Consider the following 22,851-nt stretch of genomic DNA (forward strand, 5'->3'; position numbering starts at 1 on the left):
TCAGCCGATGGGGGCCGGGCCGGAGCGGGCGCGCACGATCTCGTCCTCGCCGAGCCCGAGCAGGCCACCAAGGCGCCAGACCAGCGCCTCCTCGAACTCGTGGACGGCGCCGTCGGCGCTGGCCACCGACCAGGCCATGGCCAGGAGGCGCAACCGCTCCGGGCGATCGGCGTCGTGCCCCATTCGCTCGACGAGTTCGGCCATGTCGCGGGTCTCGGCGTCGAAGGCGGTGGCGCGGGCGATCAGGGCATCGGCCTCGGGCCGCGAGCGCGCATAGCGACCCTCGACGAGGCGGGCGAGGCGCTCGGCCTCGGGCGCGGCCAGGGTGCCATCGGCCCGCGCCACATGCACGAGCAGCGCGATGGCCGCCAGGGCCTCGTCTTCTGCCGGATCGGCGACCTCAGGCGCGGCGAGCCCGAAGGCGTCGGCGGCGTAGGACTTCAGGCGTTCGATCAGCGTCATCGGAGCCTCGTGCGGAGACGGGAGTCGGCGGGGCGTCGTTCGATCGTGTCGGCGATGCGAGCCGTCGCTCGCCGGTCGAAACGCGAATGGCCTCCCTCGAAAAGGAGAGGGTTCGGCTTGCGCCTCCCGCGATCACCCGGCCGGACGACGACGACAACCGGCGCTGCGAAACCAAGCCCTCAACGCGAAAAGACCCGGCTTCCACAGCCGGGCCAAGTCGTCGATTCTCGAAACTCTCCATCGCCGAAGGCGATGTCCAGCCATGGGTCCCCGGCGCGGCACCCGCCGCGCCGGAGGATGTCGGGTCCTAGAAGTCGCGCTGGACGCGCATGCGGACCTGGTAGGTGTCGTCGGCGGTGACGGTGCGGACGGCCGCGCCAGCATTGATCGCGGCGGCGGTGAGCGGAGCGTTGCGGGTCTGGTCGATGACCCGGCCGCTCTGCACGCCGACCTTGGTGTAGAGGCCCTCGACACCGATATCGAGGTCCTTGACGGGCGACCAGATCAGGCTCGCGCCGGCGACGATCTGGTAGTTGTCGCGAAGGGTCGGGGCGAGCGCGAAGGAGCGTGTGCCGACGATACCCGTGAAGTTGTTGTTCGTTGCAGTTCCGGCACCGGAGTAAGCCAGAGCGTTGTTCTGGCGAGCGCCGCGAGCGAACTCGATCTCCGAGTAGCTGGCGAACACCGCAGAGCGCCACTCAGGCGACCAGTAGTGCAGGAACGAGCCGACGATGCTGAAGCTCTTCGACGTCTCGATCTTACCCGTGAACGGGTTGAGGGTCGCATCCGACATGTAGGGGTCGAAGGCGGCACCGTTGATGGTGCTGATGCGCGAGGTGTAGCTGCCGTTGTAGGACGGGACGCCGGTGTAGAGGCTGGCACCCTCGCCGTAGGCACCCTGCAGGTAGAAGGTGTCGCCCGGCGCGATGAAGGGCAGGTTGATCTTCACGCCACCCTGAACGGCCCAGCCGTATTCGGCGCCGGGGCGTGCAGTCGGACCGACACCGGGAAGAGCGAAGCCGGGGGTCAGAGCGCCGATGTTGGCAGCGGCACCGGCTGAACCGGCAATGAAGTTCTGGGTATTCAGCTCTTTGACGGCAGCCGAGAGCTGAGCGGAGCCCCAAGCGGCGTCGTAGCGAAGGACACCGACAAAATCGGGCAGACGGCTGGACTGCCGAACGTCGACGGTCTGGAAGGCGGGCAACACACCGACGGTGCCGAAGAGCACACGCTGGGCTGCGACGTTGTTCGCGCCGGAGGCCGGGTTCGCGAATTCCTGCGAGTAGATGGTGTTGCGGCGGAAGGCCGGGTCTTCGAGCGAGAGGGTCGCGCTGAAGCCGCTCGCACCGAGCTTGGTGGTGTAGGCGAGCAGGTTGGTGGACTGCAGGTCCGAACCGGCGGTGGAGGCCTGGATCTCGAAGTCGTGGGCGTAGAAGTCGAAGAACGACGAGGCGCGACCGGCGGTGAACCCGGCGAACTGGATGAACGCCTTGTCGGTGTTCACGAACTGCTGGACGTGGCCGGCCTGGTCCTGGCCGGTGGCGCCGAAGGCGTTGCCGATGCGTTCCTGGGTGCCCGAGCGGATGCCCTGGGTGCCGCCGGTGCGGGAGGCGAACTCGAGGCGGGCGAAGGCGCGCAGGGTGCCGTAGCCGGTCTGGGTGCGGGCATCGAGGTTGATGCGGGCGAGGCCACGGTAACCGACGAGGTCGCCGTTGGTGCCGCTACGCTGCTTCGACTCGCCGTAGCCGACCTCGAACCGGGCGCGGCCCGAGAGGCGCAGGCAGGTGTCGGTGCCGGGGATGTAGAAGAACCCGGCGCCGTAAGCCGAGCAGACACGCACGTACTCGATCGGGGCGGCCTTCTTGACCGGCAGATCGGCAGACTGCGCTCCAGCTACCGCGAAAACCCCCGCGACAGACCCGAGGAGCGAGCTCTTTAAGAGCCTCATTGTTATCTCCAGAGTTTCGAGACCAAAGACTATGCAGATCTCAATTCCGACCCCCAAGGTCGCAACCGGCCCGCCCGTACTTGCTAGTAGGAACCCGTCGCGTCCGTTGCCGGAACCGCGGGCGTTGCCGGGGTTTGCCCCCGTGCTGATATACCTTGGACGACACCCCCCGCTCCAAGCAACACGGATTCGTGTCCTTGCCGGAAGTTCCCTCCCTCTGTTGCGGTGCTGCAACGAACCTGAGGCGGCTAACGGCCGATCGCGCAAGCATTTTTGGAGATGCCGGGTCGGCGTGGGTTCGCGCGAGCCCGTGAAAGGTCTGATCTCGGCCCTCCCGCGCCGCGGCAGCGGGCATCAATTCAATAGATTGACCATTCGTTAGGCATTTTTGGTCCCGCAAACGCGGATTTCTGCGGCTTGCGGCGAAAAACCGATGCGGGAACGACCGGATCACCCCGGATCTCGGCCGTCCCGTTAATCGGACCGTCAGGGCTTTGGGCGACGCTCCGATCGAGGCGGCGCGCAGTGCGCGAGCACGCCGCACAGACCGCCCGGGACGATGTCGACGATGGACCAGACAGAGATGCCGTCGACGACGCAGGTCGAGGTCGTCGTCATCGGCGCGGGCCTCGCCGGGACGGCGGCGGCGACGGTGCTGGCCCGGGCCGGCCGCTCGGTGGCACTCGTCGATTCGCACCGCGTCTTCCCGCCCGAGTTCCGGGCCGAAAAACTCGGCCCGCCCCACGTCGCGATGCTCGAGCCCCTCGGGCTCGCCGACACCGCGCTCGGCGCCGCCACGGCCATCGACAGCATCGACATCTACCGGTTCGGCCGTCTCGTCGCGCGGCATCGCGGGCGCGAGTACGGCTACGGCTATTCCAACGTCGTCAACGCCCTGCGCGGGGCCATGCCGGCGGCGGTGGACTTCACGGTCGGCCGCGTCGCGGGGATCGAGGCCGGGCCTGGCCTCCAGACCGTGACGCTGGCCGATGGCCGGGCGATCGCGGCCCGGCTCGTCGTGGTGGCCACGGGGCTCGGCGACGCCATCCGCCGCATGGTCGGCATCGCGCGGGTCGACACCCGCAAGGCCCATTCGCTGTCGCTGGGGTTCGACCTCGACCGGCCGGCCTACGCCTACCCGTTCGAGTCCCTCGCCTATTACGGCACCGGCTACGACCGGGTCGCCTACCTGACCCTGTTTCCGATCCGCGACACGATGCGCGCCAACCTGTTCGTCTACCGCGAGGCCAACGACCCCTGGACCAGGGCGTTTCGCCAGAACCCGGCCGAGACCCTCGGCGCCCTGATGCCGAACCTCGGCGGGATCTGCGGCGGGCTCGGGGTCGCGGGCCGGGTGCAGGTGCGCCCGATCGACCTCACCCTCTCGCAGGGGCACCGCCGCGACGGCGTCGTGCTGGTGGGCGATGCCTTCTGCACCACCTGCCCGGCCCCCGGCGTCGGGGTGAAGCGGGTGCTCACCGACGTGGACCTGCTGTGCAACGTCCACATCCCGCGCTGGCTGGCGACGCCGGGCATGGACGCCTCCAAGATCGGCGCGTTCTACGACGACCCGCGCAAGGTCGAGAGCGACGCCCAGGCGATCCGGCAGAGCGAGTTCTCCCGCTCCATGGCGATCGATCCGGGGCTGGTCTGGGTCGCGCGGCGGGCGCGCAACACCCTGGTTCGCAAGGGCGCCGCCCTGGTGCGACAGGCCGGAGCGTCGCTGGTGCGGGCCGAGGCCCCGCCCATGACCGGATCCTCCGCACGGATGTGATCCCGCCCGCTGCCGACATCGGGCCGCCCGCGGGCATGCGCACGCCGCATCGCCGGCATGACCGACCCGGCGCGATGCAACCCAAGGCGCCGTTCGAGCGTCTCCCGTGCCAGCGACAGCAACCACGGGACGACCGCGATGGAACCGATGAAGCCGATGGAACCCATGAAGCCCATGGAACCGATGAAGCCCATGAAGCCGATGCAGGGATCGGAGGCCTGGTGGCCGCAGGAACTCGGCAGGCCGTCCACCAGCGGCGGCCAGAACGGCCTGCGCTACGCCTTCTTCCCGGACAAGCAGCGCCTCGTCATCGAGGAGAACGGCAAGCGCACCACCTACGATAGCGGCGACCACCAGATCAACGGCGTCTCCCAGTCGAGCGGCGGCTCGCCGCGCTTCCGCAGCCAGAACGGCGAGGTCGCCCTGGATCAGTTGAAGACGGTGGACTAAAGCCTGCCGGGCAGGCCCCGGCACATCGCGAAGGGGCCCGTTCACGTCGGCGGGCGACCCTTCGCGCATGTGCGGCATCGCCGGCCTCGTCGATCCTCGCCTTTCGCCCGAGCGGCTCGCGCGTTTCGCCGGCGCGATGGCCGACGCCCTCGCCCACCGCGGGCCGGACGGGCGCGGGGTCTGGCATGAAGACGGCGTGGCATTGGGCCATCGCCGCCTCGCCATCCTCGACGTGAGCGCCGCCGGCGCCCAGCCGATGCGCTCCCGCGACGGGCGCTGGGTGGTGACGTACAACGGCGAACTCTACGACGCCGCCGACCGACGCCGGCACCTGTCCGACGGCGGGCACACCTTCGCCGGCACCTCGGACACCGAGGTCCTGGTCGAACTGATCGCCCGCCACGGCGTCGCGGCCGCCCTCGACCGGGTCGAGGGCATCTTCGCCTTCGCGGCCTACGACCGCCACGAGCGCCGCCTGTGGCTCGCCCGCGACCGCATCGGCGTGAAGCCGTTGTTCTATGCGCATCATGGCGACCGCCTGCTGTTCGGCTCGACGCTGAGCGCGCTCACCGCCTGTCCGGAGTTCGCGCCCGGGATCGATCCGGCGGCCGTATCGAGCCTCCTGCGCCACGGCTACGTGCCCGCACCGGGCTCGATCCTCAGCGGTGTACGCAAGCTCGCCCCCGGTTCCCTCCTGTGCTGGCGCCCCGGCGAGCCCCCCCGCACGAGCGCCTACTGGCGCCTCGACGATGTCGTCCGCACCGGCCGGGCCGATCCGTTCCGGGGGTCGGACGAAGCCGCGGCGGAACGGCTCGAGGCGTTGCTGGCGGCGGCGGTGCGGCGGCAGATGGCGAGCGACGTGCCGCTCGGTGCCTTTCTGTCGGGGGGCGTCGATTCCTCCACGGTGGTCGCCCTGATGGCCGCGCACGGACAGGCCCCGAAGACCTTCGCGGCCGGCTTCACCGACGATCCGCGCTTCGACGAGAGCGACGCCGCCGCGCGGGTCGCCCGGCACCTGGGCACCGACCATACCACCATCCCCGTCCGCGAGGCGGATGCGCTGGCCCTCGTGGCGCATCTGCCCGAGATCTACGACGAGCCCCTGGCCGACCCATCCGGCCTGCCGACCCACCTCCTCTGCGCCGCCACGCGGCGGGCCGGGATCACGGTGGCGCTCTCGGGCGATGGCGGCGACGAGCTGTTTGCCGGCTACGACCGCTATGCCCTCGCCCTGCGCTTCGCGGCCCGCGCCGAGCCGGTGCCGCCCCCCTTGCGCCGCCTCGCCGCCGGCGCGGTCCTCGCCCTGCCACACGGGGCCCTGGCGATCCTCGGCCGCGCCCTGCCCCGGCCCTGGGGCGGGCCGGATGCCGCCGACCGCCTGCGCAAGGCGGCGGCACAGCTGTCGGGCGACGGCTTCGGGCTCTATGCCCGCCTCCTCACCCTCAACCCCGCGGCGGAGGCGCTGGCGCGCGGCGTGCCGGGACTGGCGCACCCCCTCGACGAGGAGGCGGACGGCTCGCTCCTCGAGCGGATGCGGCGCCTCGACACCCTGAGCTACCTCCCCGACGACGTGCTCGCCAAGGTCGACCGTGCCAGCATGGCGGTGGGGCTGGAAGCGCGGGTGCCGCTGCTGGACCGCGACGTCGTCGCCTTCGCCTGGAGCCTGCCGGAATCGCTGCTGCGGCGGGACGGCAAGGGCAAGTGGCTCATGCGCCGGGTGCTCGCCCGCCACGTGCCGCCGGCCCTGTTCGAGCGGCCGAAGCAGGGCTTTGCCCCGCCCCTGGCCGCCTGGCTGCGCGGCCCGTTGCGCGCCTATGCGAACGACCTGCTGCGGGCGCCCGACGCCGGCGGCGGCTTCCTCGACACGGGCCTGGTGCGGGCGATGCTCGACGAGCACCTGTCGGGGCGGCGCAACCATGCGGTCGGGCTATGGCCGCTCGTGACGTTCGAAGCCTGGCGTCTGGCGCAAGGCCGCAGGGCGCGGCACAGTGCCGGAGAGACGCCAGGGGGAGCATCGGCTTGAGCGACACGATCACCATCGCAGCCGCGGACGGCACGGCGGCCACCATCGCGCTCCACGGCGCCGAGCCGGTGTCCTGGATCGTCGCCGGGCGCGAGTACCTGTGGGAGGGCGACCCGGCGCATTGGAACCGCCATGCGCCGTGGCTCTTCCCGGTGGTCGGCGCCAGCGCCGGCGGGCGCGTCCGGGTCGGCGACGACACCTTCCCCATGGCCCAGCACGGCTTTGCCCGCGACCTGCCCTTCGCGGTGGCGGCGCAGGCGCCGGACTCCGTCACCCTGCGGCTCGGCGACGACGCCGCGACGCGCGCGCACTACCCCTTCGCCTTCGCCCTCGACATCACCGCCACGGTGAGCCCCGGCCGCCTCGCTTTCACGATCGTGGTGCACAACACCGGCGAAACCGCCCTGCCCTACGGCCTCGGGTTCCACCCGGCCTTCCCCTGGCCGTTCGCCGGGGGCGAGCGTGCGGCCGGCGCCGGTTACGCGGTGGTGTTCGAGCATCCCGAGCGGCCGTTCGCCCCGCAGGTCGGCGAGGGCGGCCTGCTCCTGCGCGACGAGCAGCCATTGCCCCTCGACGGCGACACCCTCCCCCTCGATCCGGAGATCTTCACCGAAGCCCTGGTCGTCCTCGACGCGAAGAGCCGGTGGATGCGCTTTGCCGGTCCCGACGGCAGCGCCATCCGCCTCGAAGCGGAGGATTTCCCCCACCTCGCCGTCTGGACGAAGCCGACCGCGCCTTTCCTTTCCCTCGAATGTTGGACCGGGCACGCCGACTGGGCCGGGTTCTCCGGCGATCTCTCCGAGCGCGATGCGCAACGCCTGCTGGCGCCGGGAGCCCAGGCGCGGCACGGCGTGACGCTGTCGTTCGAGGCGGCGGGCGCATGACCGCCTTCTCGGCCCAGGCCTGGGCGCGCAACGCGGACGCCTACGAGGCGATCCGCACCATGCCCTTCAACGCGGAGCTCGCCGCCGGCACCCTCAGCCCGGCCCGCTTCGTCCACTACATCGTGCAGGACGCGCATTACCTGATCGGCTTCGGCCGGGCCCTGGCGCTCGCCGCCGCCAAGGCGCCGGACCCCGACCGGATCGTGCAGTTCGCCCGTGCCGCCGAGACCGCCATCGTGGTGGAGCGCTCGCTCCACGGCGGCTTCTTTCGCGATCACGGCATCGATGCGCGGACCTTCGCGCAGACGCCGCTGTCGCCGGCCTGCGACCACTACGTCTCCTCGCTCATGGCCACCGCCTACGGCGAGCCCTATGAGGTAGTGCTCGCGGCCCTGCTGCCCTGCTTCTGGATCTACGCCGAGGTCGGCACCGACATCCTCTCGCGGGCGGCCTCCGCCAACCCCTACCAGGCCTGGATCGACACCTACGCCGGCGAGGAGTTCGCCACCGCCGTCGCGCAGATGATCGCGGCCACGGACGAGGCCGCGGCCGACGCCTCGCCTTCCTTGCGCGAGCGGATGCACCGGTCCTTCACCCGCGCCACCCAGCTCGAATGGATGTTCTGGGACGGCGCCTACCGCGAGGCGCGCTGGCCGGTGTGAGGCTCGCGCCGGGACCGGGATGCGAGGCCGGGTGGCAGACGATTTGCAACCGGACCGCGACTCGTCGCATGTCGACTCTCCGGCACGGATCGCAGGGTCGCGATTGGCCCGTGTCGGCAAGATGGACCAGGACGGGCGGCCCGCCCTCGGGCCCCCGCGAAAACGGACGCTGAGAGGACACGACATTCATGGCATCGGGCCTTGCCGGCGATCTCATCCGCACGAAATCCCTGGAGCGTCTCAACGCCGACGCTGACAGCGGCGAGAACCAACTCGAACGCACGCTCGGTCCCTGGAGCCTGATCGCGCTCGGCATCGGCGCGGTCATCGGCGCCGGGCTGTTCTCGCTCACCGGGATCGCGGCGGCCGAGCACGCCGGCCCGGCCGTGGTGATCTCTTTCGCCATCGCCTCCCTCGCCTGCGCCTTCGCCGGCATGTGCTACAGCGAACTCGCGGGCATGATCCCGGTGGCGGGCTCGGCCTACACCTACGCCTACGCCACCATGGGCGAGTTCGTGGCCTGGATCATCGGCTGGGACCTCGTGCTCGAATACGCGGTCGGCGCCGCCACCGTCTCGGTGAGCTGGTCGAGCTACGTCACCCGCTTCCTGCGCGACAGCCTCGGCATCAACCTGCCGCCCAGCCTCGTGAATTCGCCGTTCGAGACCTACACCCTCGCCGACGGCACCGTGGCGCACGGCCTCGTCAACCTGCCGGCGATCGTCATCATCGTCGCGGCCTCCGCCCTCCTGATGGTCGGCATCCGCGAATCGGCCCGGGTCAACGCCGTGGTCGTCCTCATCAAGCTCGCCGTGGTGGCGGTCGTGGTCGGCGTCGGCCTGTTCTACATCAAGGCGCAGAACTACGTGCCGTTCATCCCCGAGAACACCGGCACCTTCGGCGAGTACGGCTGGAGCGGGATCATGCGCGGCGCCGGCGTGGTCTTCTTCGCCTACGTCGGGTTCGACGCGGTCTCCACGGCGGCGCAGGAGGCCAAGAATCCACAGCGCAACATGATGATCGGCATCCTGGGGTCGCTCGCCATCTGCACGGTGATCTACATCGCCTTCGCTAGCGTGCTCACCGGCCTCGTCCCCTACGCCCAGATGAAGGGAGACGCCGCGCCGGTGAACACCGCCATCGCGATGACGCCGTTCCCGTGGCTCAAGAGCCTCGTGACGCTCGGCGTCATCGCGGGCTTCTCCACGGTGATCCTGGTGCTGCTGCTCGGCCAGAGCCGGGTGTTCTACTCCATGAGCAAGGACCGGCTGCTGCCGGGCTTCTTCTCCAAGATCCACCCGACCTGGAAGACGCCCTACCGCTCGAACCTGTTCTTCATGGTGTTCACGAGCGCGCTCGGCGGCTTCCTGCCGATCTCACAGCTCGGCCACATGACCAGCATCGGCACCCTGCTCGCCTTCATCCTGGTCTGCGTCGGCGTCATCATCCTGCGCCGGACCCAGCCGGACGCGCGGCGCGACTACCGCACGCCGCTGGTGCCGCTGGTGCCGATCCTCGGCATCGTCAGCTGCTTTGCCATGATGGTGTCGCTCGACGGCGAGACCTGGCTGCGCCTAGGCGTCTGGCTCGCCATCGGCCTCGTGATCTACTTCGCCTGGAGCCGCAACCACAGCCGGGTCGGGCGGGAGGCGTAGCGCACTCGTTCAGCCGATCAGCGCGAGCAGCGCGTCGGCGGCCCGGCTGCGGTAGCGTTCCTTGTGCCGCAGCACCCGGAACGGCCGTGCCGGCAGGTGGAAGGCGGCCTGCACCAGGGTGCCCGCCCGCAGGGAGGCCGCCACGACGGTGCGCGACAGCACGGCGGCCCCGCCGCCGGCTTCCACCGCTGCCCGGACCGCCTCGTTCGAGGGCAGTTCGAGGACGACCTTGAGCCCGGCGGCCGGAATGCCGGCCTGCGCCAGCGCCGCCTCGAACACCGAGCGCGTCCCCGAGCCCGCCTCGCGCAGCACCCACTCGGCCTCTGCCAGATCCCCGGGCGCGAGGTCGCGGGCGGCCGCGAACGGGTGGCCGGGTGCCACCACCAGGACCAGCTGGTCCTGCGCCACCGTGGCGGCGGCCAGCGCCGGGTCGTCGAGGTCCCCCTCGACGAAGCCGAGTTCGGCGGTCCCGTCGTGCACGGCCCCGGCCGCCTCGGCGGTGTTGCCGACGGAGAGGCGCACCGCGATCAGCGGATAGGCGCGGCGGAAGGCGACGAGGTGGCGGGGCAGCCAGTCGCTGGCGACGGTCTGGCTCGCGGCCAGCGAGAGCGTGCCGCTGCGCAACCCGCTCAGGTCCGCCAGGACCCGCTCGGCGGCCTCTGCCCGCGCCAGCACCGCCCGCGCCTCGATCAGGAAAACGCGCCCGGCCTCGGTCAGGGCGATGCCGCGCCCGACCCGGTGGAACAGCCGGGTCGCGTGCCGCGCCTCCAGGGTGGCGATGGCCGCACTCACCGCGGATTGGGCGAGGTTGAGGGCCTCGGCCGCCCGCGTGACGTGCTCGCGCTCGGCCACCGCCACGAAGATGCGCAATTGGTCGAGGGTCATGACAGGGCCGGGAAAGGCGCGGCGTCAGGGACCATCGGTCTGGTGGTGGCGCAGTTCGGGCGCGCCTTTGTGCGGCTCGCCGGCTTCGGGGGGTTCGCCGCGGGTCTCGGCCCGGCTGGTGTCCACGAAGATGCGGGCCTCGCCCTCCTTCAGGCCGAGGCTGCGCAGGGCGTAGACGATCATCCCGAAGGCGAGTTCGCGTTCGGCCATCAGGGCGAGACCGACGCCCTGCTCCTCCAGGAGCTTGCGCTCGCCGTCGCTGTGGCTGCGCACCAGCGTGTCGATGCCCGGGTTGAGGGAACGGGCGAGCTCCACGAGGCGGCGGGCCTGATGCGCGTCCGGGGCGGCGATGACGAACAGCCGCGCCTCCCCGATCTCGGCCGCCTCGAGCAGCCCCGGCGCGCTGGCATCGCCGAAGATCGCCTCGATGCCGGCCTTGCGCAGTTCCAGAACCCGGCGCCGGTCGCGCTCGACCACCACGAAGGGCAGGTCCCAGGCGGAGAAGGCCTTGCCGATGGCACTGCCGACGCGGCCGTAACCGACGATGACGGCATGGCCGCGGTGGGCGGTCGCCTCCGCCGCGATGGCGGGCGGGGCGGCGGCGTGGCGCTCGAACCGCGCTGCGACCTCGGGCCGGCTCCCGAGCCAGCGCTCGGCGCGCGCGGCCAGGGCGAAGACGAGGGGGTTGAGGGTGATCGACAGGAGGGCGCCCCCGAGGATCAGGTCGCGCCCCTCCTCCGGCAGCAGCTTCAGGGACAGGCCGAGGCCGACGAGAATGAACGAGAATTCGCCGATCTGGGCGAGGCTGGCCGCGATGGTGAGCGCCGTGCCGAGGGGATGCTTGAACACCAGCACGATCGCCACCGCCGCCACCGACTTGCCGATCATGATGACGCCCAGCACCGCCAGGACCGAGAGCGGCTCGCGCAGGAGGATGCCGGGGTCGAACAGCATGCCCACGGACACGAAGAACAGCACCGCGAAGGCGTCCTGCAGCGGCAGCGAGTTGGCCGCAGCCTGGTGGCTGAGGTCGGATTCGGCCAGCACCATCCCGGCGAAGAAGGCGCCGAGCGCGAACGACACGCCGAACAGCTCGGCCGAGCCGAAGGCGATGCCGAGCGCCAGGGCCAGCACCGCCAGGGTGAACAGCTCCCGAGACCCGGTGCGCGCCGCCTGGTCGAGGAGCCAGGGCACGAAGCGGCGGCCGCCCACCAGCATCAGCAGCGTGAAGAGCGCGACCTTGGCCAGCGTGAGGGCGAGGGTGAGCCAGAGGCTGCCGCCCCCGGCCGCATGCGCCGCGCCGTCGCCCTGCCCGCCCAGCGAGGTGGCCAGCGCCGGCAGCAGCACCAGCGCCAGCACCATCGCCAGATCCTCGACGATGAGCCAGCCCACCGCGATGCGGCCGCGGTCGCTGTCGAGGAGGCCGCGCTCCTCCAGCGCCCGCAGCAGCACCACCGTGCTCGCCACCGACAGCGCGAGCCCGAACACCAGGCCCGCCCCGATGCCCCAGCCCCAGGCGAGCGCGAGGCCGCCGCCCATCACCGTGGCGGTGACGATCTGCACCACGGCCCCGGGCAGGGCGATGGTGCGCACCGCCATCAGATCCTTGATGGAGAAGTGGAGCCCGACCCCGAACATCAGCAGGATGACGCCGATCTCGGCGAGCTGGGCGGCGAGCACGCTGTCGCCGACGAAACCCGGCGTGTAGGGGCCGACCATGACGCCCGCCAGCAGGTAGCCCACCAGCGGCGGCAGCTTGAGGCGCTGGGCGACCATTCCGCAGACGAAGGCCAGCACGAGCCCCAGGGCGATGATGGCGATGAGTCCGGTGGCGTGCGGCAAGGGTTCAAGGACCTCGGGTCTGGGGGGACGGGATCGGGCATCGTCGGGCGTGACGCAGAGAACGCGTCATGCCGCGCATCGACGGCCGGAGCGAGGGGTTCTCTCCCTTTAGGGCAGAAATCCCCCGGCGCGAGAGCGTTTCGGCACGCAGCCACCGCCGGGACGACGATCCGTGCGGTTCGAGGGGCTTCTTCGCGCTCATGACCCGGTGCGGAGCCCTGGCACCGGGCCGGGCGCGATTGACCTGAGGCGGGAACGGTCGTCAACCGACCGAGGGCGAGAGCCGAAACCGAAGGGAGCCCGGGCGCATGGACGACGCGAGCGACACCCTGATCGCCGCCGGCACGCCGGCCTTCCGGCGCACCACCGTGGCCCTGGCCGCGGCCGGCTTCTCCACCTTCGCGGTGCTCTACGGGGTGCAGCCGCTGCTGCCGGTCTTTTCCGAGTCGTTCCAGGTCTCGCCCGCCGAGAGCAGCCTCGCCCTGTCAGCGCCCTGCGCCACCCTGGCGCTGGCGCTCCTCGTGGTCAGCCCGCTCTCGGAAGTGTGGGGCCGCAAGCCGGTGATGGTGGCCTCCCTGTTCGCCTCGGCGATCCTCACCCTCGTCGCCGTCCTCGTCCCGAGCTGGTACGGCTTCCTGGCCCTGCGGGCCCTGACCGGGCTCGCCGCCAGCGGCCTGCCGGCGGTGGCGATGGCCTATCTCGCCGAGGAGATGGACACCCGCGCCATCGGGCTTTCCATGGGGCTCCTCATCGGCGGCAACGCGCTGGGCGGCATGGTCGGCCGGCTGGTGGCCGGCGTCATCGCCGACCACGCCTCGTGGCGGATCGGGCTCGGCACCATCGGCGTCCTCGCCCTCCTGGCGGCGGTGGCCTTCGCGTTCCTGCTGCCGCCCTCGCGGCGGTTTCGCGCCAACCGGATGCGCTGGGCCGAGGTGCCGGCGAGCTTCGGCCGGCATTGTCGCGATCCGGGGCTGCCGTGGCTGTTCGCCGAGGCGTTCCTGCTGATGGGCGGCTTCGTCAGCGTCTACAACTACATCGGCTTTCGCCTGCTCGAGCCGCCGTTCTCCCTGAGCCAGACCGCCATCGGCGCCATCTTCGTGGTGTATCTGGCCGGCACGATCAGTTCGGCCGCCACCGGCGAGATCGCGACCCGGCTCGGGCGCCGCAAGGTGCTGTGGCTGGCGATCACGCTCGGGCTCGCCGGCATCGCCCTGACGCTGTCCGACAGCCTCGTCCTCATCGTCGCCGGCATCGTGGTGGTGACGGTGAGCTTCTTCGGCGCCCATTCGGTAGCGAGTTCCTGGGTCGGGCGCCGGGCCCTGCGCGACCGCGCCCAGGCCTCCTCGCTGTACCTGTGCCTGTACTACCTCGGCTCCTCGGTGCTCGGCACGGCCGGCGGCTGGTTCTTCGCCCACTCCGGCTGGACGGGGGTGGCGGGGTTCTTTTCCGGGCTCTACGTGCTCGCGCTCCTCGTCGCCCTGCGCCTCTCGCGGCTGGCACCGCTGGCCCCCCATGGTTGACTTGGGACCCCACGGTTGACCTGGCACCCGCCGGGCTTCATTGAGACGCCGTCCGTACCCTGGAAGAGGAAGCCCGGCGCGCTGCTCCCAAGGCGGTTCCGGCTCTGCGTCGCAGTCTGTGATCGAACTCGCCGTCGCCGTCGCGCTCATCCTTCTCAACGGGGCCTTCGCGCTGTCAGAACTCGCCGTGGTCTCGTCGCGCAAGTCGCGGCTGCGGACCATGGTCGAGGCGCATCGCCCGGGCGCCAAGGCCGCGATGGCCCTGGCCGACGACCCCGGGCGCTTCCTCTCCACGGTCCAGATCGGCATCACCCTGGTGGGCATCCTCTCGGGTGCGGTCTCCGGTGCGGCCCTGGGCGAACGGCTCACCACGATCCTGTTCGAGGCCGGACTGTCGAAGGCGGTGTCCGATCCGCTCGGCTACGGCCTCGTCATCGCCGCCATCACATACCTGTCCGTGATCATCGGCGAACTGGTGCCCAAGCACGTGGCCCTGCGCGATCCCGAAGGTTTCGCCTGCATGGTCGCCCCGACCATGCGGGTGATCTCGCGGGCCGCGCTGCCCGCGGTCTGGCTGCTCGACGCCTCGACGCGGGCGGTGTTCCGCGTCCTCGGGCAGGAGGCGGCCAGCGCCAGCGCGGTGACGGAAGAGGAGATCCGCAGCATCGTGGCCGAGGCCGAGACCGCCGGCGTGATCGAGACCGACGAGCGCAAGATGATCGCCGGCGTGCTGCGCCTGGGCGACCGCGCCGTGCGCGGCGTGATGACCCCGCGCACCGACGTCCACTGGATCGACCTCGACAAGGACCCCGCCGAGATCCGGGCGATGCTGCTGGCGAGCCCGCACTCGCGGGTGCCGGTGGGCGAGGGCAACCCCGACAACATGCTCGGCGTCGTGCAGGTGCGCGAGATCGTCAAGGCGCTGGTGGAGAACGTCGACTTCGACCTGCGCGCCTACATCCGCACCGCGCCCGTCCTGCCCGACACCCTCGACGCCCTCGACGCGCTCACCGCCCTGCAGGCGGCGGAGGTGCCGATGGCCCTCGTCCACGACGAGTACGGCCATTTCGACGGCCTCGTGACGCCCGCCGACATCCTCGACGCCATCGCCGGGGCCTTCCATTCCGAGGACCCCGAGCCGGAGGCGGTCCAGCGCCAGGACGGGTCGTGGCTCATCGCCGGCTGGATGCCGGTGGACGAGATGGCCGACCAGCTCGGCATCAAGCTCGAATCGAACCGCGACTACGAGACCGCCGCCGGCCTGGTGATCGCCCGGTTCCAGCGCCTGCCCGAGACCGGCGAGGTCTGCGAGATCGCCGGCTGGCGCTTCGAGGTGGTGGACCTCGACGGCCGCCGGATCGACAAGATCCTGGTCTCGCGGATCATGTGACCCTCGCGGGGCTAATCCGCCGTCTGGACCGACCAGGTGGCATGGCCGATGCCCGGCGCTTTGGCGAGGTCGGCCACCACCGCGTCGAGTTCCGCCGCCTCCACGGCGGTGGCCACCAGGGTCGCCACCACCTCGACGGTGTCCTCGCCGCGTTCCACCACCTCGATCCCGCCGACGGGGTAATGGGCCGCCTCCAGGCGCTCCACGAGGAGATCGCGGGCGGGGCCCGCGCCCTCGGCCGCCACCGTCACCTGGACCTCGTAGGTCGCCTCGGTCTGGCTCTCGTCGATGGGCACCCGGTTGATGGCGTTGACCAGCGGCCGCAGCAGGGTGTTGCCGGCCAGGACCGCCGCGGTGACGAGCACCGCCTCGACCGGCAGGTCGGCACCGGCGAAGGCGCCCACCGCCGCCGAGCACCACAGCGTGGCGGCCGTGTTGAGGCCGCGCACGTTCATGCCCTCCTTCATGATCACGCCCGCCCCGAGGAAGCCGACGCCGGAGATCACGTAGGCCACCGTGCTCACCGCTCCCTTCGACCCTTCGAGGCGCATGCCAAGATCGACGAAGGCGGCCGCCCCCAGCGCCACCAGCACGTTGGTGCGCAAGCCCGCCGTGCGCTGGCGGTACTGCCGCTCGGCCCCGATCAGGGTGCCGAGGGCGAAGGCGACGAGGAGGCTGACCGCCGAGTTGAGGGTCTCGGGCAGCGGCGCGAAGGGAAGACCGGACATTCCGGTGTCATCGATCAGCGTCGTGACGGAAGCGTGACCGTCGCACCCGGGAAACGGTCTCATATCATTTCCGGGTGATCACTTCGTGATGCGGAAATGGGCTTCGCTCAGGCGCCGCGCGGGCTCGGTGATCCGGTTCCCGCTTGATTCAAGCGGAAACCGGATCAGACCGCGAAGAACGCCTCCAGCGCCGCCAGGGTCGCGTCCGGGTTCTCCTCGGCCAGGAAATGCCCGGACGGGATCACGGTCCCGGTGGCGCCCGGTGCGAAGGTGCGCCGCCAGGCGTCGAGCGCGGTCTCGACGCTCTGGTCGAGGTAGCGGTCGCCGGTGAGGATCAGGGCGGGGCAGGCGATGGTGCGCCCGGCGGCGAGATCGTCGGCGTCGGCCTGCCGGTCATGGGTGGCGCCGGCCCGGTAGTCCTCGCAGGCCGCGTGGATGCGCGAGGGCTCGTTCCAGCTCTGGCGATAGAGGTGGAGGGCGCGGGGCTCGAACGGGTCGAGGGTCCCGGCCCCGCTCCAGGTCCGCAGCAGTTCCTCGTAAAAGGCGATCGGATCGCCGCCGATCTCGGCCTCCGCCTCGGGGCTCGCCAGGAAGCGCCAGTGCGAGAACCGGTCCGGCGCCGTCTCGAGCCGCTGCCACTGGACCAGGGTCGGCAGGATGTCGAGGAGGGCGAGGCGCTCGACGCGGCCCGGCTCGTCCAGCGCCAGGCGGTAGCCGACCCGCGCGCCGCGGTCGTGCCCGGCGACCGCGAAGCGGACATGGCCGAGCCCCTCCATGATCGCCACGACCTCGCGCGCCAGGGTGCGCTTGGCGTAGGCCGCGTGCCCGGCATCCCCGGCCGGCGCCTGCGACCAGCCGTAGCCCTTGAGGTCGAGGCAGACCACGCGCCGGTTCCGCGCGAGGGCCGGCGCGATGCGGTGCCAGCAGGCGTGGGTCTGGGGAAACCCGTGCAGCAGCAGCAGGGGCGGCGCCCCCTCGGGGCCACCGATGCGGGCGAAGGCACGGCCGTCCGGCCCGTCGATCCAGCGGGCCTCGAAACCCTCGAACAGATCCGCCGCCATCGCTCGCTCCATCGCCCCGCCGGGAGGCTTCTCCATTGCCCCGCCGGGAGGCTTGTCAAAGCGTTCGCGCCGGCATCGATCCCGCCGTTCGGGCAAAATGCCCGACACCCTTCGATCGTGCGCAAGCGGGATTGACGCCGCCCCTGCGCGACGGGCACACCCTCATGGAACTTGAGGGTCGACTAAGAACCCCGGTCGAGGAGACGCCTGTCATGCGGAACACGGTTCCTGCGAACGACACCGAGCGGCGCTCGTGAGCGGTGCGACCCTGGCCGAGCGGCCGGCCGCGCCCGCTCCCGACGACGCCCTGCGCGCCCGCATCCTCGCCCTGCGCGACGGGCTCGAGCACGGGCTGATCGGCTGCACCGGCCTCGTGGAGCGCCTGCTGATCGGGCTCCTCACCGGCGGCCACCTGCTCATCGAGGGCGCCCCGGGGCTGGCCAAGACCCGCGCGGTCAAGCGCCTGTCGGACGGCCTCGACGGCAGCTTCGCGCGCGTCCAATGCACCCCCGACCTGATGCCCGCCGACCTCACCGGCACCACGGTGTGGCGCCAGGACGCAGGCACCTTCGAGTTCCTGGCCGGGCCCCTGTTCCACTCGCTGATCCTCGTCGACGAGGTCAACCGCGCGCCGCCCAAGGTGCAGTCGGCGCTGCTGGAGGCGATGGCCGAGGGCCAGATCACGGTGGCGGGCATCACCCATCCGCTGCCCGACCCGTTCATGGTGGTGGCGACCCAGAACCCGATCGAGCACGCCGGCACCTTCCCGCTGCCCGAAGCCCAGCTCGACCGCTTCCTGCTGCATGTCGTCGTGGAGATGCCCGACGAGGCCTCCGAGCGGCGCATCCTCGACCTCGTCGAGGGCGAGTTGAACCACCACGCCGAGGCGATGGCGGTGAAGCTCAGCGTGGAGGAGATCCGGGCCGCCCGCGCCGCGGCGCTGGACGTCTACGTTTCGCCCGCCCTCAAGGACTACCTCGTGCGGCTCGTGGCCGGCACCCGCACCGATGCCGCCGCCCCGGAGCTGCGCGCGGCGATCGAGCACCCGGCCTCGCCCCGCGGCACCCTCGCGCTGATGCTGGCGGGCAAGGCCCGCGCCTATCTGCACGGGCGCGACCACGTCATTCCCGAGGACGTCGCGGATCTGGCCGCCGACGCGCTGGCCCACCGCATCGGCCTGACCTGGCGCGCGGCGGCCGAGGGCCGGACCTCGCGCAAGATCATCCAGGAACTCGTCCAGCGGGTGCGGGCACTCTGAGCTTCATGGCGTCCACCCCCGCCCCGGCCGATCCCATCGACACCCATCCCGGAATCCATCTGTCCGGCGAGGTGCTGATGGGGCTGCGCCATCTCGCCCGACGCGGCGTCTCGCCGACCACGCGGACGCTGGCCGGCCTGCCGGGCGGCATCGTCACGCGGCGGCGCGGGCGCGGCTCGGAGCCGGACGACGTGCGGCTGTGGTCGGAGGGCGACGACCGCCGCCACATCGACCGCAACGCCACCGCCCGCACCGGCATCCTGCACGTGCGCACCCACCACGACGAGCGCGACCGCGCGGTGGTGCTGCTCGCCGACATCCGGCCCTCGATGCTGTTCGGCACCCGCCGGGCGCTGCGCTCGGTGGCCGCGGCCGAGGCCCTGGTGCTGCTCGGCTGGCGCATCGTCGGCGACGGCGGCCGCGTCGGGCTGGTGGTGGCCTCCGGCGCCGAGCCGGTGGTGGTGCGCCCCGCCGGGGGCGAGCGTGCGATGACCGCCGTCACCGGCGCGCTGGCCCAGGCCCACGCCGCGGCCCTGTCGCTGCCGCAGTCCGACGACCGGCCGCTGACCCCGCTCCTCACCCTGGCCCAGAGCCTGCTGCCGTCGGGCGGCCACCTCGTCATCGCCAGCGCCCTCGACGATCCGGGCGAGGATTTCGACCGGCTCCTGACGGTGCTGGCCGAGCGCCTGTCGATCAGCCTGATCCTGGTGAGCGACGCCTTCGAGCGCAGCCGCCCGCCGGGCTTCTACCCCTTCGCCACGCAGGACGGCCGCCGCGGCACGGTTCAGGCGGCGCGCAGGGCCACGGCCGGCCGATCCACCGCCGAGGAGCGCCTCGCCGAGTTCGCCCGGCGCGGCATCGAGGGCCTGCGCCTCGACGTGGAGGCGGGCCCGGAGGCCTACGCCCCGCTGATGGAGCGCCTCGATGCGGTGCTCTGAGGTGGGACAGTCATGAATCCGGTTCCGGCGGGTCTCGAGAACCTGCGCGGCCTCCACCTCCCGGCGGGCTCCGCCGGCGCGGTCCAGGGCGAGATCGCGCTGGCGGTGGCGCTGGGCTTCCTCGCGGCCCTGGCGGTGGGGCTGGTGCGGTGGTGGCGTCGCCGCGCCAAGGCGAGCCTGAGGCGCCGGGCCCTGGCCGAACTCGCCGCCGTGCGCCACCTGGCGCCCGAGGCGCGCCTCGTCGCCCAGGCGCGGCTCCTGCGCCGGATCGTGCGCACCGTCGAGGGGGATGCCGCCGCCGATGCCAGGGGTGCGGAGTGGTCGGCGCGCCTCGACCGGGTTTTCGCCACCACCTTCTTCACCCGCGGCGCCGGCCGGGTGCTGGGCGAGGGCCTCTACCGCCGTGAGAGCGCCGACCCCGCCGCCATCGACGCCGAACTCGGCCGTCTTTTCGCGCAGATCAAGGCCTGAACCCCCGATGCCGGCCTGGATCACCGCCTTCCTCTCGGCCTTCGACCTCGCCAGCCCCTATGCGCTGCTGCTGCTGGCGCTGCCGCTTCTTGCCGCCCGCGCGATGCCGCCCGAGCGGGCGGGCGCCAGCGGGGCGCTGCGGGTGCCGGCCTCGGTGGTGGCGGACGCCGCCCGCGGCGACACCATCGCGGCGCGCGGGCGGGCGCGCACCATCCTGATCTGGTCGCTCTGGGCCGGCCTCGTCGTGGCGCTGTCCGGTCCCCGGCTGGTGCTGCCGGCGACCGCCCTGCCGGCATCGGGGCGCGAGATCATGCTGGTGATGGACCTCTCGGGCAGCATGGAGCGGCGCGACTTCTCCCTGGACGGCGAGACCGTGACGCGGCTGGCCGCGGTCAAGCGGGTCGGCACCGACTTCATCCGCCGCCGGGCCGGCGACCGGATCGGCCTCGTGATCTTCGCCAACGAATCCTACGTCGCCGCCAGCCCGAGCTTCGACACCGCCACCGTCGCCCGGGCCCTCGACGACGCCACCATCGGCCTCGTGGGCCGTTCCACCGGCATCGGCGACGGCCTCGGGCTGGCCCTGAAGCGCCTCGTCCCGACCGCGGGACAGGCGGAGGGCGGACCGCCGGTGACCTCGAAGGTGGTGGTGCTGATGACCGACGGCGCCAACAACGCCGGCCAGACCACGCCCCGCGACGTCGCCCAGCTGGCGCGCGAACTCGGGGTCAAGGTCCACACCCTGGCGCTGGGGCCCCGCGACCTCGCCAACGCCGACGGCGAGCAGGACGTGGTCGACACCGAGACCCTGAAGGAGGTCGCCGAGATCAGCGGCGGCAAGGCCTTCCGGGTGAAGACCACCGACGACCTCATGGCGGTGGCCGATGCCATCGACACCCTGGAGGGCGGGCGGGCCAAGGCGCCGCCGGTGCCGCTGCGGCGCGACCTGTGGCCGTGGCCGGCGGCCTTCGCGCTCCTGTGCGCGGCGGGCCTCCTGGCCGCGCGGCGGGGAGCGTGAGATGAGCGACCTGGCGGCCTTCGCGATCCTGCGGCCGTGGTGGCTCGCGGCCCTGCCGGTGATCGCCCTGCTGGCGCTGCGCGCCGCCTGGCGCTCGGCCCCCCTCGGGGATTGGGTGCGTGCGGTCGATCCCGCGCTGATGGCGCTGATGGCCCGCCGCGGCGGGGTCTTGGGCGGGCGGCGCCAGGCCAACCTCGTGGCCGCGATCACCGCCGGCCTCATCGCCCTGGCGCTCACCGGCCCGGCCTTCGAGCGGCCCGACACCACGGCCTTCCGCAACCTCGACGCCACCGTCATCGTCCTCGACGTCTCGCGTTCGGTGGCCGACGGCGGCGCCTTCAAGGACGCGCGCCAGATCGCCCAGGCCGCCGCCGAAGCCGCCGGCACCCGCAGCGTCGCGGTGGTGGTCTATGCCGGCGACGCCTACCTCGCGATTCCCCCCACCACCGACCGCGATGCCCTTGGCGCGACGCTGTTCGCCATCGATGCCGACACCGTGCCCGATCGCGGCAGCCACCCGGAGCGCGGCCTCGCCCTGGCCCGGCGCACCCTCGAGGAGGCCGGCGTCATCGCCGGCGACGTGGTGCTGATCACCGACGGCGACGGCATCGGCGAGGCGGCGACCCGCGAGGCCGCCGCCATCCGCGCCAAGGGCTGGGCACTCAGCGGCCTGTTCGTGCCCGCGACGCAGCGCCTGCCCGAGGGGGTGCCCCGGCCCGACCGCGCCTCCCTCGACCGGCTGGTCGGCACGGGCGGCGGCGTGGCGGCCGACATCGGCGCGCCCGACGCGGTGCTCGGCCGGGTCGGCGCCAGCACCGCCCAGCACCTGGTGGCCGGCGGCTACGGCGTGCTCGCCTTCGCGGAGGTGGGGCGCTGGCTGATCCTGCTGGCGCTCCTGCCCGCCCTCCTCCTGTTCCGCCGGAGCGCCTGATGCGACCAGCGATCGCTCTGCCCCGCCTGCCCGCCCTGGCGCCCGGATGGAGCGCAAGCTGGACCTTGTGGCTGCGTCTCGCCGGCCTCGGTCTCGCCGGTGCGGGACTGTTCGCCCTCGTCCTGGTCTCGCAGCCGCGCAACGCCGCCGGCCGCCTGCTGATGGGGCTGGGGCTGCCGGATGCCGCCGCCGCGGTCCTGTCCGATCCGGGCTGGCGCGGCCCCGCCCTCTACCAGGCGGGCCGCTACGGCGAGGCCGCGGAGATCTTCCGCAAGGCCGGAAAGCGCGGCGCCTACAACCTCGGCAATGCGCTCGCGCGGGCCGGGGACCTGGAGGGCGCCATCGCGGCCTACGACGACGCCCTCTCCTACAACCCGCGCAACGCCGACGCCCAGGCCAACCGCTCCCTGATCGCCCGGCTGATCGAGGACGAGAAGGACCCCGGCAAGGGCGGCGGCATCGCCAACGCCACCGCCACCACCGGCTCGCGCTACAACAAGACCGCCAACCAGGACCCCAACGACAACACCCAGGCGACCTCCAGCGGCGAGGGGCTGGCCGGCAACAAGGAGGGCGGCACCACGTCCTCGACGCCCGGCAACAGCAAGGTCGCGCGCCGCGGCAAGGCCGAGCAGGCCTCGATCGAGTCCGGCAAGGGCGAGGCCCGCGGTTCGGCCAGCGACGCGGCCGGGCGCGGGCGCACCGGTGCGGGCTCGGCCATGGTGGCCGCCGCCCCGGAGAAGGAGGTGCGGCGGGTGACGAAAAGCTTCGAGGCCCACGAGATCCGGCCCGACCGCCTCTGGCTGCAGACCCTGCCGGACGATCCCGGCCGCTATCTCAAGCTGCGCCTCAAGGCCGAACAGGCCGCCCGCGTCGAGGCCGGCACTGCGGTGCCGGCGGGGAGCAACCCATGGTGAGCGGCGTGTGGCGGAACGCGGCCCTCCTCCGCCT

20 protein-coding genes are annotated in these 22,851 nt (G+C 72.2%); 14 read left to right on the plus strand and 6 right to left on the minus strand.

Annotated features, from left to right (window positions below; all coding sequences use genetic code 11):
• Together ASF39_RS09900 and ASF39_RS09905 are read right to left on the minus strand one after the other, a co-directional pair.
• Positions 1 to 462 (minus strand): TerB family tellurite resistance protein, encoded by a 462-nt coding sequence (locus ASF39_RS09900; protein WP_056283254.1) that lies wholly within the window; start codon positions 460 to 462, stop codon positions 1 to 3.
• A gap of 307 nt (positions 463 to 769) precedes the next feature.
• Positions 770 to 2,410: a porin gene (locus tag ASF39_RS09905; protein ID WP_056283256.1), complete on the minus strand. Its 1,641-nt coding sequence runs from the start codon at positions 2,408 to 2,410 to the stop codon at positions 770 to 772.
• Positions 2,411 to 2,978: 568 nt separating this feature from the next.
• Here ASF39_RS09905 and ASF39_RS09910 point away from each other — a divergent pair.
• From ASF39_RS09910 to ASF39_RS09935, 6 genes are all read left to right on the plus strand, one after another.
• Positions 2,979 to 4,184, plus strand: a complete 1,206-nt coding sequence (locus ASF39_RS09910) for an NAD(P)/FAD-dependent oxidoreductase (protein WP_056283259.1) — start codon at positions 2,979 to 2,981, stop codon at positions 4,182 to 4,184.
• Between the two features lie 138 nt (positions 4,185 to 4,322).
• Positions 4,323 to 4,634 (plus strand): hypothetical protein, encoded by a 312-nt coding sequence (locus ASF39_RS09915; RefSeq protein WP_244472338.1) that lies wholly within the window; start codon positions 4,323 to 4,325, stop codon positions 4,632 to 4,634.
• A gap of 67 nt (positions 4,635 to 4,701) precedes the next feature.
• Positions 4,702 to 6,657: an asparagine synthase (glutamine-hydrolyzing) gene (gene asnB, locus ASF39_RS09920; protein WP_082494467.1), complete on the plus strand. Its 1,956-nt coding sequence runs from the start codon at positions 4,702 to 4,704 to the stop codon at positions 6,655 to 6,657.
• Positions 6,654 to 7,541, plus strand: coding sequence for an aldose 1-epimerase family protein (locus ASF39_RS09925; RefSeq protein ID WP_056283262.1), 888 nt, complete (start codon positions 6,654 to 6,656; stop codon positions 7,539 to 7,541). The genes asnB and ASF39_RS09925 overlap by 4 nt, the downstream gene beginning before the upstream one ends.
• A complete protein-coding gene (locus ASF39_RS09930) occupies positions 7,538 to 8,203 on the plus strand; it encodes a TenA family protein (protein ID WP_056283264.1) in 666 nt (221 codons plus the stop codon). The genes ASF39_RS09925 and ASF39_RS09930 overlap by 4 nt, the downstream gene beginning before the upstream one ends.
• Before the next feature lie 188 nt (positions 8,204 to 8,391).
• Positions 8,392 to 9,858 carry an amino acid permease gene (locus tag ASF39_RS09935; protein WP_055886824.1) on the plus strand — a complete coding sequence of 489 codons (1,467 nt, stop codon included), beginning with the start codon at positions 8,392 to 8,394 and terminating at the stop codon, positions 9,856 to 9,858.
• A gap of 9 nt (positions 9,859 to 9,867) precedes the next feature.
• On the opposite strand, the gene ASF39_RS09940 is transcribed toward ASF39_RS09935, so the two are convergent.
• Together ASF39_RS09940 and ybaL are read right to left on the minus strand one after the other, a co-directional pair.
• Positions 9,868 to 10,743 (minus strand): LysR substrate-binding domain-containing protein, encoded by an 876-nt coding sequence (locus ASF39_RS09940; RefSeq protein WP_056283267.1) that lies wholly within the window; start codon positions 10,741 to 10,743, stop codon positions 9,868 to 9,870.
• A 24-nt stretch (positions 10,744 to 10,767) separates the two neighbouring features.
• Positions 10,768 to 12,585: a YbaL family putative K(+) efflux transporter gene (gene ybaL, locus ASF39_RS09945; RefSeq protein WP_056283270.1), complete on the minus strand. Its 1,818-nt coding sequence runs from the start codon at positions 12,583 to 12,585 to the stop codon at positions 10,768 to 10,770.
• A 308-nt stretch (positions 12,586 to 12,893) separates the two neighbouring features.
• On the opposite strand from ybaL, the gene ASF39_RS09950 reads away from it, so the two are divergent.
• Entirely contained in the window at positions 12,894 to 14,105 is a 1,212-nt protein-coding gene (locus ASF39_RS09950; protein ID WP_055886831.1) for an MFS transporter, read from the plus strand.
• Positions 14,106 to 14,223: 118 nt separating this feature from the next.
• Positions 14,224 to 15,495, plus strand: coding sequence for a hemolysin family protein (locus ASF39_RS09955; protein WP_056283274.1), 1,272 nt, complete (start codon positions 14,224 to 14,226; stop codon positions 15,493 to 15,495).
• A gap of 11 nt (positions 15,496 to 15,506) precedes the next feature.
• Here ASF39_RS09955 and ASF39_RS09960 read toward each other — a convergent pair whose 3' ends face one another.
• Positions 15,507 to 16,223, minus strand: coding sequence for an MgtC/SapB family protein (locus tag ASF39_RS09960; RefSeq protein WP_055886835.1), 717 nt, complete (start codon positions 16,221 to 16,223; stop codon positions 15,507 to 15,509).
• A gap of 164 nt (positions 16,224 to 16,387) precedes the next feature.
• Positions 16,388 to 17,284, minus strand: a complete 897-nt coding sequence (locus ASF39_RS09965) for an alpha/beta hydrolase (RefSeq protein ID WP_056283277.1) — start codon at positions 17,282 to 17,284, stop codon at positions 16,388 to 16,390.
• Positions 17,285 to 17,537: 253 nt separating this feature from the next.
• Here ASF39_RS09965 and ASF39_RS09970 point away from each other — a divergent pair, with 253 nt between their 5' ends.
• Genes ASF39_RS09970 through ASF39_RS09995 form a run of 6 tightly spaced genes read left to right on the plus strand, consistent with a single transcriptional unit; the run spans position 17,538 to position 22,817 of the window.
• Entirely contained in the window at positions 17,538 to 18,542 is a 1,005-nt protein-coding gene (locus tag ASF39_RS09970; protein ID WP_055886842.1) for an AAA family ATPase, read from the plus strand.
• A gap of 5 nt (positions 18,543 to 18,547) precedes the next feature.
• On the plus strand, positions 18,548 to 19,480 hold the full coding sequence (locus ASF39_RS09975) for a DUF58 domain-containing protein (RefSeq protein ID WP_056283281.1): 933 nt from the start codon (positions 18,548 to 18,550) through the stop codon (positions 19,478 to 19,480).
• Between the two features lie 12 nt (positions 19,481 to 19,492).
• A complete protein-coding gene (locus ASF39_RS09980; RefSeq protein WP_055886847.1) occupies positions 19,493 to 19,951 on the plus strand; it encodes a DUF4381 domain-containing protein in 459 nt (152 codons plus the stop codon).
• 7 nt (positions 19,952 to 19,958) lie between these two features.
• Positions 19,959 to 20,969, plus strand: a complete 1,011-nt coding sequence (locus tag ASF39_RS09985; protein WP_055886848.1) for a VWA domain-containing protein — start codon at positions 19,959 to 19,961, stop codon at positions 20,967 to 20,969.
• A gap of 1 nt (position 20,970) precedes the next feature.
• Positions 20,971 to 21,900, plus strand: coding sequence for a VWA domain-containing protein (locus ASF39_RS09990; RefSeq protein WP_056283285.1), 930 nt, complete (start codon positions 20,971 to 20,973; stop codon positions 21,898 to 21,900).
• A complete protein-coding gene (locus ASF39_RS09995) occupies positions 21,900 to 22,817 on the plus strand; it encodes a tetratricopeptide repeat protein (protein ID WP_082494468.1) in 918 nt (305 codons plus the stop codon). The genes ASF39_RS09990 and ASF39_RS09995 overlap by 1 nt, the downstream gene beginning before the upstream one ends.
• The last annotated feature ends 34 nt before the right edge of the window (positions 22,818 to 22,851 follow it).

This window comes from Methylobacterium sp. Leaf108 (genome assembly GCF_001423265.1).
GTDB lineage: Bacteria > Pseudomonadota > Alphaproteobacteria > Rhizobiales > Beijerinckiaceae > Methylobacterium.